This window comes from Allobosea sp. NPDC055332 (assembly GCF_053645455.1).
The window spans coordinates 1032803-1047221 of the sequence record NZ_JBSHMO010000001.1; the positions used below are offsets into that span (position 1 = coordinate 1032803).

The following is a 14419-nucleotide window of genomic DNA, read 5'->3' on the forward strand; positions in this document are numbered from 1 at the left end:
CGTCCGAGCAAGAGGCTCCTATCTCACCACCTCTTCCCGCCAACCAAAATAAGAGTAGAGAAACTCGCCTCCCCCCTCGCGGTCGGTCAGCTTTGCTCTAATTTTAAATCGGGTACCGAGTTTATAGCGCGTCAGGTCCGAAAGACGCTTCGAGCACTCGACACGCAGAGTTTCGGGAGCCCATTGCCCTGGCACCGGCCGAATATGAACGTCACCATGCAATCCAGACCCGCTCTCGTGGTAGCTCTCAACGATCAGAGGCCTATACCCCTCGCCGAATTTCGCCATGGACATTCACTCAAACAGACACGCCAACATCTCGACACATCTTGCGCATGACCTGTTGCGCGACACTATCCCCACCAACGCCGATCGGTAGGAACACACTAATTTTATCGGCCTTGGCCAGATTGCCGTAGAAAATTTGCTCCCCGGTATAGCCGCCGAACGAGTTCTTCGCGTTGACATAGCCGCAAACAGAAATCGTGCCCTTGGCGTTCTCCGCAGCGTACACTGCCCCGAAACGGGCGCTTTCAGGATCCTTGAGCTGTCCTTTCACACCTTTCTGAACCGAAGCAACTTCCGCGGGGTTCAGCGCTCGCGGTGTGCCAGGTGGTTCTTGGGGTGCGCTGGCGGTCGTGTTGCAGCCGCCAACGATCACGGCAGCAATAGCCGCGGTCAAACAAGCTAGTCGATTCATCGTTTCCCCCACGTTGCCTCACCGTCACTCAACCGATACGTGCGGTCAAGGATCGGCGCTGCCTTGCCGAGCTCTCATAGCTCCCATCCCTCATTGCACTTCCGTAGGAGGGCTACGACCTCCTTCATTGGTCGCCCCTCCTGCGCAGCCCGCAGGTAGTCGGACACGGCCAGCGCGTTTCTGACGATGCCCGAAAGTTCGGGCGCAGGCGGCGCATCACGCATTGGGAGGGTCCAATGCATGCGCTGGTCAGGCTGGGTTATGCAGTAGCGCCGCTGGACGACCTTGGCGTCGTAGTCGTCTTCAGTGCGGATCCATAGGAACGTGTCGCCGACGTTCGGCAGGATCCCTCCGAAGTGCGCCAGGTTAAAGACGTCAGACCCCGTGACGATCCCGCCGTGGTGGGCAGTGACTAGTCGGACGCTGATGGACTGATCAGTGACAATCGGCATGTTCATGAGCGGCGTCCCTTCCTTGCGGCTTTGGCAACGCGGTGCGCAAGTGCCTGCTTGCGTAGGTTCTCAAACGCCTTTTCGACGCTCTGCTTGGATACTGAGTTGGTTAGGCTGCCCGCCTCTGGATGCGCGCGCATCGCTTCCCACATGTCTTTGACATCGGCCTCGTTGAAGCGAATTTCGCGGCCGAACCTGGCGCCAATGCCATGGCGTCTTGCGGCGCGGGCCAGGGCGCTCTTGCTGACCTTCAGATAGTCCGCCGCCTCTTGCAGGCTGTAGATTGTTCCGAGCGGGCCGGTCATGCCTTAGCTCTCCGGCGCGTCGACACGTACCTGCCAGTGACGATGCTGGGATCATGCGCCTGTTGCTCGGCAGGGCTTGCAAGCCGGGCCTCAACCGTCGGCCAATGCCAGCGAATAATCTGGCCGCGGTTGACCTGGGCTCGCGGGACAAACCCGGTTCTCACCCACTGGTCGAACGTGTCGACACTGATTTCCATCAGCTCCGCCGCGGTCTTGCGGCTGACGAAGACGGGTCTGAAGCTTTGATCTTCCGGCATGGACTCGCCTCAAGTGGAGGCGGAGTCATGTCACTATCGAAGACCGGAGTCCATGATGCAGCTATACTATACCTTAGTATATATCGCGAACACAGATTCACAATTATAATTAGGAATCGCTACGGCGCAACATTTATTTGTCAAATGCTTGTTGCTTCAACTTTACAACGCCCTCGCGGCGGGCGTCGTCGATGAACTCAACATCGGCTGCCTGAAGAGCTGATTTGATCGCACGTACGGCGTCCGCCGACACGACCCGACGCTCCCTTTCAAAATCGACGATTGTAGAGAGCCCCAACCCCGCTGCGGCAGCCAAGTCTCCCTGCGACCAATCCAAAAGGGCTCGGGCGGCTTTCGTTTGCGCTGGCGTCATCTCTATCAACAATTATTGTTGACGCCCGGTGCGGGCGTGGTATCAATAATTATTGTTGATTCCACACCGACGCGCAACACGGGAGCCAACCATGTCGACCAACGCAGTTAACAAGACTCTTGAGATCGTCGAGAGCACGTATGAGCCCACGCCCTGCGGCAGGGGGATGCAGCTACGCTGCCTCGCTCAGGAGGTCGCTGGCTCGAATGGAGGCCGGCTAGCCTATTTGGATTTCGTCCTCGAGCACTCTGACGAGCGCATTCAGGAGCGTGGTCAGCGCGCCTTCGCGGCCCTGCGCCGGGCTGTCGGCGTGCTCAATCCGACGGAAAGCGAGGAGCTGCACTGGAAGGCGTTCCGGCTCCACTCCGGTACGTTGGTGGCTGCTTGACAATCAATTGTGTGAATCGGGCAATAAAGACGAGAAACGGCGCGGATACTGCTGCGCCGGTCGAATTTGCTTGACTTTTCAAATTAGGATTCTCCTATTTAGGGAGCATTCCTGCAGCTCGCGGAGCCTCGAATGCGCGCAGCCAATGATAATCGACGTTCTCACGGCTTCATGCCGCGCGGTCTCTCGCGCGTACAGGCCGCGTTCTATTTTGGCATCTCGCCTTCGCTATTTGATGACCTCGTAAGGGAGGGCCGCGCGCCCTCCCCGCGCACAGTCAACACCCGCACCATTTGGGACGTCCGGGACCTCGACGCAGCGTTTGACAGCTTGCCGTATCGGAACACTGTGTCTGACGCGAACCCGTGGGATATCTCCGCCTAATGCCACGCCAAAACCCGCCTCGGCTCAGCAAGGATGTCGACCGACACGGTAACGTGCGGTGGTACGTTCGCATGCCTGGCAAGCCAAAGGTCCGCCTGACGCAGGAATACGGCTCGGACGCGTTCTGGAGTGCGTATCGCGACGCCCTGGCAGGCAAAACAACTGCTAAGGCGGTTGCTCCAGAGCGAGCCGAGAAGGGCAGCTTCCGCGAGCTCTGCCAGAAGTATTACTTGAGCTCGGAATACCGCGGACTCGACAAGAGCACCCGTGATTGGCGCAAGCGCGCCCTTGACCTGATTTGCGAGACCAAAGGCAATCTACCTGTCGACCGAATGGAGACAAAGCACGTCCGCCGGCTGCGAGATGAGCTTGAGAAAGCTGCCGCCAATCAACGCTTGAAGGCGCTCAAGGCGCTCTTCAGTTGGGCGGTGGAGGCCGAAGAGGTTTCGACCAACCCGGCTCGAGACGTGAAACTCGTCAGGTACAAGACCGACGGGCATCATTCGTGGACTGTCGAGGAGGTTCTACGCTTTGAAAAGCGCTGGCCAGTGGGCACTAAGCCACGGCTTGCGATGGTGCTGATCTACTATTCGGCTGGACGTCGTGAGGATGCCGTCCGACTCGGCCCGGCTCATATCCAAAATGGCCGCCTCCGTTTTCAGCAGGCAAAGAACGAGCATCGCTCGCCGGTCGACATCGACATTCCTGCCGATCCTCACCTTTTGGAGGCTATCGCGGCGGGCCCCTGCGGCAAGGAGACATTCCTTGAGACGCAGTACGGCGAGCCGTTCACGCCAAATGGCTTCGGCAATTGGTTCCGGGAGCAATGCGTCGCTGCCGGCGTGCCGGGACGTGCTCACGGTCTGCGCAAGGCCATTGCTGCACGGCTCGCTGAGAGCCAAGCAACACCGCACGAGGTGATGTCCGTCACAGGGCACAAGACGCTGGAGGAGGTTGAACGCTACGCCCGCGCCGCACGTAAACCGCGGATGGCAGATTCAGCGATGATGAAGCTGCAGGCTGGCTCGATAATTGTCCCACCGGATTCTGAAGTGGGACAAGAAGAGGAAAAAAGCCTTATAAAACAGGCTCATTTGGTGCCGATGGCGCTCCCATGGGGAATCGAACCCCAGTTTTCGCCGTGAGAGGGCGACGTCCTGACCGCTAGACGATGGGAGCAGCGCGGCAAGGCCGTCCGTATAATCGGCACGGGCTCGCGCTGCAAGCCCTTCAATGCAGTCGACGAAGAAAAACCTGCGGACGGGGTGAAGCCTGTCCGCAGGTGACCATTCGCCCGCCTACTCCGCCGCTTGCACGGCCTCGCCCGGCGCCAGCACCGGATAGTCGGTATAGCCCCTGGCGTCGCCGCCATAGAAGGTCGCGACATCCGGCGTGTTGAGCGGGGCGTTGAGCCGCAGCCGCTCCGGCAGGTCGGGATTGGCGATGAAGAGCCGGCCGAAGGCGATGAGGTCGGCCTCGTCCTTCTCCACCGTCTCAATCGCGAGCTCGCGGGTGAAGCCGTTATTGGCGATGTAGGCGCCGCGGAAGGCCTTGCGCAGGGCCAGGTAGTCGAAGGGCAGGTAATCGCGCGCATCGCGCGTCGCGCCCTCGACGACATGGATGAAAGCGATGCCGCGCTTGTCGAGCTCGGCGACGAGATGGCCGAACAGCGCCTGCGGATCGGTATCGCGGGAGTCATTGGCCGGGCTCACCGGCGAGATGCGGATGCCGACGCGCTCCTTCGGGAACACCTTGGTCACCGCGTCGACCACCTCCAGCGTCAGGCGCACCCGGTTCGCGATCGAACCGCCATAGACGTCCTGGCGCTGGTTCGAGCCGTCGCGCAGGAACTGGTCGAGCAGGTAGCCATGGGCGCCATGCAGTTCGATGCCATCGAAGCCCGCGGCCTTGGCATTCTCCGCCGCCCGGACGAAATCGGCGACGATGCCAGGGATTTCCTCGAGCGCCAGTGCGCGCGGCTCCGAGACCTCGGCGAAGCCGCTCTCGATATAGGTCTTGGTCTTGGCGAGCACGGCCGAGGGCGCGACCGGCGCCTGCTTGCCCGGCTGCAGCGAGACATGGCTGACGCGGCCGACATGCCAGAGCTGCGCGAAAATCCGCCCGCCCGCGTCATGCACACCATCGGTCACCGCCTTCCAGCCGGCGACCTGCGCGTCCTGGTAGATGCCGGGCGTCCAGATATAGCCCTGACCCTGTTGCGAGATCTGCGTCGCCTCGGTGATGATCAGCCCGGCGCCGGCGCGCTGGCGGTAGTACTCGACATTGAGCGCGTTCGGCGCATCATCGTGCTTGTTGGCGCGGTTGCGGGTCAAAGGCGCCATCACAACGCGGTTCTTCAGCTCGAGATCGCCGAGGTGGAACGACGTGAACAGGGTGGCGTGCGAGGCATGACTCATCGTGGCGATCCTTGTCGCGAAGCGGCCGCAAGGCCGGGGGAGGCATCCATGGCGCCAGTCACCGTCACGCGGGCCAGAGCCGTCGTAAGCAACATAGGCCACATGGCAGGAATTGGCAGGGGCAGTCCTGCCAGGTCCGCAAGAAAGCAAAGACGCTCTCTTTGCGGATGGCGCAAAGCATGAGCCTTTCCGAAAACTCCGCCGAGACGAAAAAAACGCTCTCCGCTCGCAGTTTCCTCTGGGGAAATGGCTGGCTGCGCCTAGGCATCTCGGGCGCCGTCGGGCTCGTCTATCCGCCTTCATGCGTCGGCTGCCGGGCCGCCACGAGCGAGGCGCAAGGGCTGTGCGCCCAGTGCTGGGCCGGGCTCGGCCTGATCGAGCGGCCCTATTGCGAACGACTCGGCACGCCCTTCGAGGTCGATCTCGGCCCCGGGTTGATCTCCCCGGCCGCGATCGCCGATCCACCCGTCTTCGCCCGGGCCCGCGCCGCCTGCCGCTTCGACGGCACGGCGCGCGAACTGGTGCACCGGCTGAAATATGGCGACCGGACCGAGCTCGCCCTGATGCTCGGGCGGATGATGGCGCAGGCCGGCCGGGAATTGATCGCCGATGCCGACCTGATCGTCCCGGTGCCGCTGCATCGCTTCCGCCTGTGGACACGGCGCTTCAACCAGGCGGCGGCGCTGGCTGCGGCGATAGCCCGGCAATCGGGACGCAGTTTCGCGCCGCAGGCGCTCGCCCGCGTCAAGCGAACGAAGCAGCAGGTCGGGCTGACCAAGGCGCAGCGCGCCGACAATCTCCAGGGCGCCTTCAAGGTCCTGCCGGCGATGCGCCCGCTGGTCGAGGGCCGACGCGTCCTGCTCGTCGACGACGTGCTGACCACCGGCTCGACCGTCAATGCCGCCTCGCGCGCCTTGCTGCGCGGCGGGGCAAGCGCGGTCGACGTGCTGACCTTCGCCCGGGTCGTGACGGAAGCGTGAGCGCTCCCTATATTGCCAGGCGAAGCATTGTTTCAGGATTGGCCCAGGACAACAGGATGCCGCAGGTCACGATCTACACGACGGGCTGGTGCCCCTATTGCCATGCCGCCAAGGCACTGCTGACGAAGAAGGGCGTCGCCTTTGACGAGATCGGCGTCGACGGCAAGCCGGAGCTGCGCCAGGAGATGACGGCCAAGGCCGGCGGGCGCACCAGCGTGCCGCAGATATTCATCGGCGGGCGTCATGTCGGCGGCTCGGACGACCTGCACGCACTCGATGCGCGCGGCGAGCTCGACCCGCTGCTGAAGGCAGCCTGAAGGAGACGAGCCGATGACCGCGCCACGCTTCACCGCAGCCTGCGTCCAGATGCGTTCGACGCGCGATCCCCAGCGCAATCGCGACGATGCGGTTCGCCTGATCCGCGAGGCCGCGGCGGCCGGTGCGCAATTCGTCCAGACGCCGGAGGTCACCAATCTCTGCGAGCGCGACACCAAGCGCCTGCGGGAGATCAGCCAGAGCGAGGAACAGCACGAGGTGCTGGCCGGACTGCGGGACGCGGCCCGCGAGGCCAAGCTCTGGCTGCAGATCGGCTCGCTCTCGGTCAGGGCCGGCGAGAAGATCGCCAACCGCGCCTATATGATCGATCCCGCCGGCGAGATCGTCGCGCGCTACGACAAGATCCATCTCTTCGACGTCGATCTTCCCAATGGCGAGACCTGGCGCGAGTCCAACACCTTCTCCGGCGGCGACCGGGCGACTTTGGTCGAGACGCCCTGGGGGCTGATCGGCATGTCGATCTGCTACGATGTCCGCTTCCCTTATCTCTATCGCGCCGAGGCCGAGGCCGGCGCTTTCATGCTGACCGCGCCGGCCTGCTTCACCCGCCAGACCGGCGAGGCACATTGGCAGGTGCTGCAACGGGCCCGCGCCATCGAGAACGGCGCCTTCATGATATCGGCAGCGCAAGGCGGCCTGCATGAGGACGGCCGCGAGAGCTATGGCCACTCGATCATCGTCGATCCCTGGGGCCGCGTCCTGGCCGAGGCCGGCAACGAGCCTGGGCTGATCATGGCGGAAATCGATCTTGCCCTGGTCGCTGACGCCCGCCAGCGCATCCCGACCTTGCGCCACACCCGCTCCTTCGCGGTCGAGACCCGCAAAGGCGGAGAGCCGCGGCTCGACGCGGCAGAGTGAGCCTGACGCGAAACTTGCTGCCGAACGGCCGCAACCCTATCTGCAGCCGTTACCGCCGGCTTTGAGTTGAAATGATCCGTTACACCCTGATCTGCGACAACGCCCACGAGTTCGAGAGCTGGTTCGCGAGTTCGGCCAGCTTCGACGAGCAGGCGAAGCGCGGCTTCGTCACCTGCCCGGTCTGCGACAGTGCCAAGGTCGAACGCGCCGTGATGGCGCCGGCCGTGGCCCGGACGGATCGCGGCCCGCGCCCGGCGGAGCTCGCACCGGAGCCTGCCGCAGCGTCGTCCGTCCCGGCTCCTTCCCCTGCCCCCGCCGCCCAACCTGCCGCGCTGATGGGTGAGAAGGAGATGGCGTTTCGCGCCATGCTGACGGCGCTGCACGAGCATGTCGTCGCGAACGCCGAGCCCGTCGGCAAGAACTTCGCCGAGGAGGCGCTGAAGATCCATCACGGCGAGAGCGAGAGCCGCGCAATCTATGGCGAGGCCAGCGCCGAAGACGCCCAGATGCTGCATGAGGAAGGCGTCGAATTCATGCCGCTGCCGCGCCTGCCCGAGGGGCGGAACTAGCGCCTGCGCATGCGCTAATTCGCAGCGGCCCTATTCTGCCTGCGCAGGTAGGCGATCTGAGCCGTCAGGCCGACGATCAGAAGGGCGAGGAGGCCCGCCTGCGCGCCCAGGAGGAGCGGCGAGTTCAGCTCGGTGACAAAGGGGTGGCCGTCCGGCACCCGGCGCAGAATTTCGGTAACGGTTGGCAACATCAACAGGAACGCGCTCAGGCTCAGGCAGATCGTTTCGATGTACCTGCCCGCGCGACCCAGGCCCTGAACCTGGCCGGCACCATAGCCTGCCAGCAACAGCAGGATCGTAATCGCGCCGACGATGTACCCGACCGGCTGATGCGTAACGACGAAGACCGTCGCGCTGCCGATCAGCATTGAGACGAAGTAGACCACGCCCGCCTTCGACCGGGGGACGATACGGCCATGCCGGACGAACATATACGCGGCTGCCGGGATGGCCGGCAAAGCGCCGAGCGTGTGCACCCAGCCTAATGGCGAAATTCCGAACATTGGACAGTCCTTCCTGCTCAGGTGAAATTCATCTACCTACTAATTGGTAGACAAACCTGCGTGATCTCTCCGCTCTCGGCGGAGCTCAATGCCTGGTCGCCAGTCGATGCAGCAACGGATGGATCACGGTGCCGAACACCTCGGCATCACCATGCGCGCGCGCCGACAGCATGGCACCATGAATGGCAGCCATGAACATCTCGGCTTCGGCATCAGCCGTTGCGGCCAGTCGTAAGCTGCCCTCCTCGGCGCCACGCGTCATGACCGAGCTCAGCCAGGCCGACAGCATCCGAAAATGAGCACGCACCTCGGTTACGACCTCTTCGGGCAGGACCGGGATCTGGCTCGCGAGCAGGGCGCAGATGCAGAACGGGGCAGTCGAGTCGGCGATGCAGCTTTCCCAGAAGCCGGCATAAGCACGCAACTGCCCAGCGGGGTCGGGAATATCGCGCTCCAGCGCTGCAAGCCCCGCTTCGGCCTCCTCCCGATACCGCGCGACGAGGGTGCGGACCAGATCGGTCTTGCTGGGAAAATGATAGTGGATGCTGGCGTTGCGGATACCGATCACCTTGGCGATATCGGCATAGCTGAAGCCATGATAACCGCCCGCAATGATCAGCGTGCGCGCACAAAGCAGAATATCATCGAACCTGTTGGCGACATTGGACATAGAGCATCTACCTTCTAGTAGGTATAATACTGAAAGCCGCGGCGATTGCAAGTTCGGTTGAGTTCCGAGTTTCGCCTGGAGATGGTTATCGGGCTTGCAATCTTCGATACACGGGCATATACCCGCAACCCATGTCGGTTCCCTGCATCTGCACGACCCTGCGCTCGGCCTCCCGCCGGATGATCGCCTTCTATGACGAGACGATCGCTCCGGTCGGGGTGAACATCGCGCAGTTCAGCCTGATGCGCTCGATCGCTCGGGTCGAGCCGGTGACACTGACCGCGCTTGGCCGCCGCGTAGAGCTCGACCGCTCGACCATCGGCCGCAATGTCCGCGTGCTCGAGAAGATGGGTCTCGTCGAACTCGGCCGCGGCGAGGACCAGCGCGAGGCCACGGTCGCCTTGACCGAGGCTGGCCACAAGGTTCTGGAAGACGGCGCTCCCCTCTGGGACGGCGCCCAGAAGTCCCTCGACGACCGCCTCGGTGTCGAGTTCATGCGTCAGCTTCACGTAGCCCTCGATTCACTCTGATTTTCTGAAACTAATACGGGCATATACCCGTAAATAAGGAACGCCCTATGCCGATTGATCTTGCAGAACAACCAAAGCCAATCGGCCTCGCTGCCGCCTTCGCCCGCCGCGGCATCCATTATGGCTGGGCCGTCGCGGCCGTGACCTTCCTCACCATGCTGGTCACCGCCGGCGCCGTCGGCGCACCGGGCGTGCTGATCCTGCCGCTGCAGAAGGAATTCGGCTGGGCGACCTCCGAAATCTCCTCGGCGCTGGCGGTCCGGCTGCTGCTGTTCGGGCTGATGGCGCCTTTCGCCGCCGCCTTCATGAACCGCTTCGGCGTCCGCCCCGTGGCGCTGGTGGCGCTCAGCCTGATCGCGGCGAGCATCATCGGCTCCTTCTTCATGACGCAGCTCTGGCAGCTGGTGCTGCTCTGGGGCTTCGTGCTCGGCTTCGGCACCGGGCTCACCGCCATGGTGCTCGGCGCCACCGTCGCGACGCGCTGGTTCGTGCAGCGCCGCGGCCTCGTCGTCGGCCTGCTCACCGCCAGCACCGCCACCGGCCAGCTCGTCTTCCTGCCCTTGCTCGCGGCCCTGACCGAGCAGGTCGGCTGGCGCGCCGCCATGACCTTCGTGCTCGGCATGATCGCCCTCGCCGCGCTCGGCATCCTCGCTCTGATGCGCGACCGGCCGGTCGATGTCGGCCTTGCCCCCTATGGCGCAACGCAGATCGTGCCGGCACCTGCTCAACCCGCCAGCCTTGGAGCGATGCTCGCCTCGCCGATCGTGGCGCTGCGCGACGCGGCGAAGACCAGCACCTTCTGGATCCTGTTCGGCACCTTCTTCGTCTGCGGCGCCAGCACCAACGGGCTGGTGCAGACCCATTTCGTCTCGCTCTGCGGCGATTACGGCATGGCGGCGGTGACAGCGGCGAGCGTGCTCGCGGTGATCGGCATCTTCGATTTCCTCGGCACGGTCGGCTCCGGCTGGCTCTCGGACCGCTATGACAGCCGCTGGCTGCTGTTCTGGTATTACGGCCTGCGTGGCCTCTCGCTGCTGTTCCTACCGTTTACCGACTTCTCGTTCTACGGTCTCTCGATCTTCGCGATCTTCTACGGGCTCGACTGGGTCGCGACCGTGCCGCCGACGATCAAGCTCGCCGCCGACCGCTTCGGCGAGAAGGCGACGCTCGTCTTCGGCTGGATCTTCACCGGCCACCAGCTCGGCGCCGCCTTCGCCGCCTATGGCGCCGGCTTCAGCCGCACCGTCTATGACAGCTACCTGCCGGCCTTCTTCATCGCCGGAGCGCTCTGCCTCTTCGCCGCCGGCTTCTGCATCATGATGCGCAGCGGCGAAGCCAAGCCGATCCCAGCCGCCGCTTGAACGGAGACCTCGCGATGACCTCCCTCCCCTATCGCAGCGCCCTGATCGTCGGAGCCGGCTCGGGCATCAGCGCCTCGGTTGCGCGTGCCTTGGCGTCGCAAGGCGTCAAAGTCGGCCTTGCCGCGCGCAACACCGAAAAGCTCGCAGTGCTCGCCGCCGAGACCGGCGCTGCGACATTCGCTGTCGACGCCTCCGATCCGGCCGCCGTCGCCCGCCTGTTCGAGGCAGCGGAGGTCCGGATCGGCGAGCCTGACGTGGTCATCTACAACGCCAGCGGCCGGCTGCGCGGGCCGATCGCGGAGCTCGATCCGGCCGCGGTCGCGCAGGCGCTCGCGGTCACCGCCTATGGCGCCTTCCTGGTGACGCAGCAGGCGGCGAAACGCATGCTACCGCACGGGCGCGGCGCGATCCTGCTGACGGGCGCCACTGCCGGCATCAAGGGCTTCGCGCTGTCGGCACCCTTCGCCATGGGCAAGTTCGCTCTGCGCGGCCTCGCCCAGAGCGCTGCCCGCGAACTCGGGCCGAAGGGCATCCATGTCGCGCATTTCGTCATCGACGGCGCCGTGCGCAGCACCCGCCATCCCGATACGAACGACGACACGCTCGACCCCGACGCCATCGCCCAGAGCTATCTCGACGTGCTCAAGCAGCCGCGCAGCGCCTGGTCGCTCGAGGTCGAGCTCAGGCCCTGGGTCGAGCGCTTCTGACGCAGGTCAGAGCTTCTCCATCGGCGGCACCTTGAAGGTCTCGACCGTCGAGGCGCCGCCGGCCAGCAGCACCTCCCATTCGGCCTCGGCCTTCACCCGCGCCAGGCAAGGTGCGAGCTTCGCCTCGACCAGCCCATGCGGCACGAAGACGAGCCCGTCATCGTCACCGACGACGAGGTCATGCGGCTGGACGGCAACGCCGCCGAAGACGATCGGCCCGTTGACGATGCCGCGCTCCATCGAGGACGGGCCGCGCGGCATGATCCAGCGCGAGAAGAAGACGAAGTCCGGCCATTGCGATACCGGCCCGACATCGCGCACCGCACCGTCGACGACGACGCCGGCAATGCCCTTGCGCCGGGCGGCGCCGCCGAGCAGGTCGCCGATCATCGCCGCATCCTTGCGCCCGCCGGCCGCGACCACGACGACGTCGCCGCGCTCGGCGACACTGATCGCATGGTGCACCGGCCCGTAATCGGCCGGCTCGCACCAGGCGGTGATCGCCTGCCCGACCAGGCGCTTGCCCGGCGCGAAGGGCCGGGTCGGGCGGATCGCCGGATCGGCATGGCCGCTGCCGCCGAGCTGGTCGGCGATCACCGAGCTCGGCACCGCCTGCCAAGCGTCGATCAGGGCTTGCGGCAGGCGCGGATGGGCAGGCGTGGCGAGACGGGTCGGCATCGGCGTTTCCTCGGTTTTGTGGCTTGTTGGTTCACGCTGCCCGGCCGGGCCGCTCGGCGAGCAGGCGGCGCACCGCTCGCTCCAGCCGGCGCACGCCCTCGACCAGCACCTCCGGCGGCGAGCGGGTGAAATTGACCCGCATCGCGCTCTTCAGGGCGCCAGTCGGATCGAACACGCTCGACGGCACGAAGGCGACGTTCTCGGCCAGCGCATGGGCATAGAGCGCGTCGGTGTCGATCGCACCGTCCTTGGCCCGCATCCAGACGAACATGCCGCCCGGCGGCACCTCCCACTCGAACCAGTCGGAGAGATGCGCGGCCGCAGCCGCGCAGAGCGCATCGCGGCGCTCGCGATAGGTCGCGACGATCTTGGGGATGTGCTGCGCCTCGAAATCGCTCTCGATCATCTCCAGCGCGATCGCCTGCGTCAGCAGGCTCGATGCGATGTCGGTCGACTGCTTGGCCAGCGCCAGCGTCGAAATCAGCGAGGCCTCGGCCACGACCCAGCCGACGCGCAGGCCCGGCGCCAGGCTCTTCGACAGCGTGCCGAGATAGATCACCGGACCGGCATAGGCGCCGTTGGGATGGCGCTGCGCATGATGGGCGAGGAGGCTCGGCCCGGCCGGCCCGTCGAATTGCAGCGGCAGATAGGGGTCGTCCTCGAGCAGCCAGGTCCCGGCGGCCTCGACCTTGTCGAGCAAAGTGGCGCGCTGGTCTTGCGGCACCAGCACCCCGGTCGGGTTGGAATAGTTCGGCACGGCATAGACGAACTTGGCCTGCCGCAGCGCCGCATCGTGCCCGGGCGCCTGCCAGCTCCAGTCGAGCTTCTCATAGCGCGGCATGCGCGGGCGCCAGGCATCGAGCGCGCCGAGATAGGTCGGGAACTGCGAGAGGATCATCTCGCCGGGGTCGACCAGTGCCTTGCCGACGAGGTCGAGCCCCTGCATCGCGCCGGTGGTCAGCAGCACGTTCTCCGGCCCGAAGCGGCGCCCGGTCGTCGCGCTGAACCGCTCGGCGATAGCGGCCCGCAACGCCGGCAGGCCTTCGATCGCCCCGTATTCGAGTATCTGCGTGCCCCAGCGCGTCAGCGCCCGCTCCTGCGCCGCGGCGATCGCCTCGACCGGATAGATCTCGGAGGCCGGCAGCCCGCCGGCGAGGCTGACGACATCCGGCCGCCCGCCGATCGCCATGAACTGCTGGGTGATGCTGTTGCCGGTCGAGAGCCAGCTGGCGAAAGCCGGCCGCCGCGCATCCGAAGTCACCATGACGCCTGCACCACCCTCGTTTCGACCAAAGCGGCCGCTTGTGAAGGTTTAGCACTCTCGAAGCGAGTGAATCCGTGCAATGATCGAGCATGTCTTCTAATTGGCGCGACTTATCGCCCAGGAAGAGAAAAACTGGAGTGAAATTCGCTCGTGATTGAATTGGATCGCATCGACCGAAAAATCCTGGCCGCGCTTCAGCAGAATGGCCGCATCTCCAATCTCGAACTGGCCGAGGCGGTCGGCCTTTCGCCAACGCCCTGTGCCCGTCGGATCAAACGGCTGGAGGAAGCTGGCGTGATCGAGGGCTATGCGGCCAAAATCAGCCCGGCAGCACTCGGCTTCAGCATCTGCGTCATGGTCAGCGTCAAGCTCGCCAAGCAGAGCCCGGACGCCGCCGAGCAATTCATGACCGCGATCCGCAACCAGCCCGAGATTACCGAATGCCTGCTGGTGACAGGCAATGTCGACTATCTCCTGCGCGTCTGGGTCAAGGACATCGAGGCGTTGCGCAGCTTCATCAGGGAAGCCCTGCAGGCGATCCCCTGCGTCGCCGAGACCTCGACCATGGTCATCCTGGAGACGCAGAGCTCGAACCGGTTGCTGAATGTCCCCGGCACGGCCCAGGCCCGGAAAGCGCAGCCTGCCCGGTCCGCACGCGAGACGGACCGGGACTAGCGCTGCTCGCTG

Annotated in this window: 20 protein-coding genes and 1 tRNA gene; 10 read left to right on the forward strand and 11 right to left on the reverse strand. The window is 64.7% G+C overall.

The window, feature by feature from the left end; genetic code table 11:
• Nucleotides 1-298: 298 nt before the first annotated feature.
• The 5 genes from ACWIGM_RS05360 to ACWIGM_RS05380 form a co-directional block, all read right to left on the reverse strand.
• Entirely contained in the window at nt 299-700 is a 402-nt protein-coding gene (locus ACWIGM_RS05360; RefSeq protein WP_454024871.1) for a hypothetical protein, read from the reverse strand.
• A 74-nt stretch (nt 701-774) separates the two neighbouring features.
• Nucleotides 775-1158 carry a hypothetical protein gene (locus ACWIGM_RS05365; RefSeq protein WP_454024872.1) on the reverse strand — a complete coding sequence of 128 codons (384 nt, stop codon included), beginning with the start codon at nt 1156-1158 and terminating at the stop codon, nt 775-777.
• Nucleotides 1155-1457: a helix-turn-helix domain-containing protein gene (locus ACWIGM_RS05370; RefSeq protein WP_454024873.1), complete on the reverse strand. Its 303-nt coding sequence runs from the start codon at nt 1455-1457 to the stop codon at nt 1155-1157. The genes ACWIGM_RS05365 and ACWIGM_RS05370 overlap by 4 nt, the downstream gene beginning before the upstream one ends.
• On the reverse strand, nt 1454-1714 hold the full coding sequence (locus ACWIGM_RS05375; protein WP_454024874.1) for a hypothetical protein: 261 nt from the start codon (nt 1712-1714) through the stop codon (nt 1454-1456). Before ACWIGM_RS05375 ends, ACWIGM_RS05370 begins: the two co-directional genes overlap by 4 nt.
• Nucleotides 1715-1847: 133 nt before the next feature.
• Entirely contained in the window at nt 1848-2087 is a 240-nt protein-coding gene (locus ACWIGM_RS05380; protein ID WP_454024875.1) for a helix-turn-helix domain-containing protein, read from the reverse strand.
• Between the two features lie 91 nt (nt 2088-2178).
• Between ACWIGM_RS05380 and ACWIGM_RS05385 the strand changes: the two genes are divergently transcribed.
• Both ACWIGM_RS05385 and ACWIGM_RS05390 read left to right on the forward strand, forming a co-directional pair.
• Nucleotides 2179-2475, forward strand: a complete 297-nt coding sequence (locus tag ACWIGM_RS05385; protein WP_454024876.1) for a hypothetical protein — start codon at nt 2179-2181, stop codon at nt 2473-2475.
• A gap of 956 nt (nt 2476-3431) precedes the next feature.
• Nucleotides 3432-4004 carry a tyrosine-type recombinase/integrase gene (locus ACWIGM_RS05390; protein ID WP_454025451.1) on the forward strand — a complete coding sequence of 191 codons (573 nt, stop codon included), beginning with the start codon at nt 3432-3434 and terminating at the stop codon, nt 4002-4004.
• Here ACWIGM_RS05390 and ACWIGM_RS05395 read toward each other — a convergent pair.
• Both ACWIGM_RS05395 and ACWIGM_RS05400 read right to left on the reverse strand, forming a co-directional pair.
• Nucleotides 3964-4038: transfer RNA gene (locus tag ACWIGM_RS05395), tRNA-Glu, on the reverse strand. The two genes, ACWIGM_RS05390 and ACWIGM_RS05395, sit on opposite strands and share 41 nt — an antisense overlap.
• A gap of 119 nt (nt 4039-4157) precedes the next feature.
• Nucleotides 4158-5276 carry an alkene reductase gene (locus ACWIGM_RS05400; protein ID WP_454024877.1) on the reverse strand — a complete coding sequence of 373 codons (1119 nt, stop codon included), beginning with the start codon at nt 5274-5276 and terminating at the stop codon, nt 4158-4160.
• 179 nt (nt 5277-5455) lie between these two features.
• Here ACWIGM_RS05400 and ACWIGM_RS05405 point away from each other — a divergent pair, with 179 nt between their 5' ends.
• From ACWIGM_RS05405 to ACWIGM_RS05420, 4 genes are all read left to right on the forward strand, one after another.
• Entirely contained in the window at nt 5456-6256 is an 801-nt protein-coding gene (locus tag ACWIGM_RS05405) for a ComF family protein (RefSeq protein WP_454024878.1), read from the forward strand.
• Nucleotides 6257-6312: 56 nt separating this feature from the next.
• The gene (gene grxC / locus ACWIGM_RS05410; protein ID WP_454024879.1) at nt 6313-6573 is read left to right on the forward strand and encodes a glutaredoxin 3; all 261 of its coding nucleotides are present in this window, start codon (nt 6313-6315) and stop codon (nt 6571-6573) included.
• A 13-nt stretch (nt 6574-6586) separates the two neighbouring features.
• Nucleotides 6587-7450 carry a carbon-nitrogen hydrolase family protein gene (locus tag ACWIGM_RS05415; RefSeq protein WP_454024880.1) on the forward strand — a complete coding sequence of 288 codons (864 nt, stop codon included), beginning with the start codon at nt 6587-6589 and terminating at the stop codon, nt 7448-7450.
• 71 nt (nt 7451-7521) lie between these two features.
• On the forward strand, nt 7522-8019 hold the full coding sequence (locus ACWIGM_RS05420; protein ID WP_454024881.1) for a DUF1178 family protein: 498 nt from the start codon (nt 7522-7524) through the stop codon (nt 8017-8019).
• Between the two features lie 14 nt (nt 8020-8033).
• Here ACWIGM_RS05420 and ACWIGM_RS05425 read toward each other — a convergent pair whose 3' ends face one another.
• The gene (locus tag ACWIGM_RS05425; protein ID WP_454024882.1) at nt 8034-8522 is read right to left on the reverse strand and encodes a hypothetical protein; all 489 of its coding nucleotides are present in this window, start codon (nt 8520-8522) and stop codon (nt 8034-8036) included.
• 85 nt (nt 8523-8607) lie between these two features.
• Nucleotides 8608-9192 carry a TetR/AcrR family transcriptional regulator gene (locus ACWIGM_RS05430; RefSeq protein WP_454024883.1) on the reverse strand — a complete coding sequence of 195 codons (585 nt, stop codon included), beginning with the start codon at nt 9190-9192 and terminating at the stop codon, nt 8608-8610.
• A gap of 131 nt (nt 9193-9323) precedes the next feature.
• Here ACWIGM_RS05430 and ACWIGM_RS05435 point away from each other — a divergent pair, with 131 nt between their 5' ends.
• The 3 genes from ACWIGM_RS05435 to ACWIGM_RS05445 are packed head-to-tail and all read left to right on the forward strand — an operon-like array spanning nt 9324 to nt 11790.
• Entirely contained in the window at nt 9324-9722 is a 399-nt protein-coding gene (locus ACWIGM_RS05435) for a MarR family winged helix-turn-helix transcriptional regulator (RefSeq protein ID WP_152012074.1), read from the forward strand.
• 47 nt (nt 9723-9769) lie between these two features.
• Nucleotides 9770-11083 carry an MFS transporter gene (locus tag ACWIGM_RS05440; protein ID WP_454024884.1) on the forward strand — a complete coding sequence of 438 codons (1314 nt, stop codon included), beginning with the start codon at nt 9770-9772 and terminating at the stop codon, nt 11081-11083.
• A gap of 14 nt (nt 11084-11097) precedes the next feature.
• Nucleotides 11098-11790 carry an SDR family NAD(P)-dependent oxidoreductase gene (locus ACWIGM_RS05445; RefSeq protein ID WP_454024885.1) on the forward strand — a complete coding sequence of 231 codons (693 nt, stop codon included), beginning with the start codon at nt 11098-11100 and terminating at the stop codon, nt 11788-11790.
• Between the two features lie 6 nt (nt 11791-11796).
• Here the strand turns inward: ACWIGM_RS05445 and ACWIGM_RS05450 are convergent, their stop codons facing one another.
• Complete coding sequence (locus ACWIGM_RS05450) at nt 11797-12468, reverse strand: RraA family protein (RefSeq protein WP_454024886.1); 672 nt, start codon at nt 12466-12468, stop codon at nt 11797-11799.
• A gap of 31 nt (nt 12469-12499) precedes the next feature.
• Nucleotides 12500-13732 carry an aminotransferase-like domain-containing protein gene (locus ACWIGM_RS05455; protein ID WP_454024887.1) on the reverse strand — a complete coding sequence of 411 codons (1233 nt, stop codon included), beginning with the start codon at nt 13730-13732 and terminating at the stop codon, nt 12500-12502.
• 150 nt (nt 13733-13882) lie between these two features.
• Between ACWIGM_RS05455 and ACWIGM_RS05460 the strand changes: the two genes are divergently transcribed.
• A complete protein-coding gene (locus ACWIGM_RS05460) occupies nt 13883-14407 on the forward strand; it encodes an Lrp/AsnC family transcriptional regulator (protein WP_454024888.1) in 525 nt (174 codons plus the stop codon).
• The last annotated feature ends 12 nt before the right edge of the window (nt 14408-14419 follow it).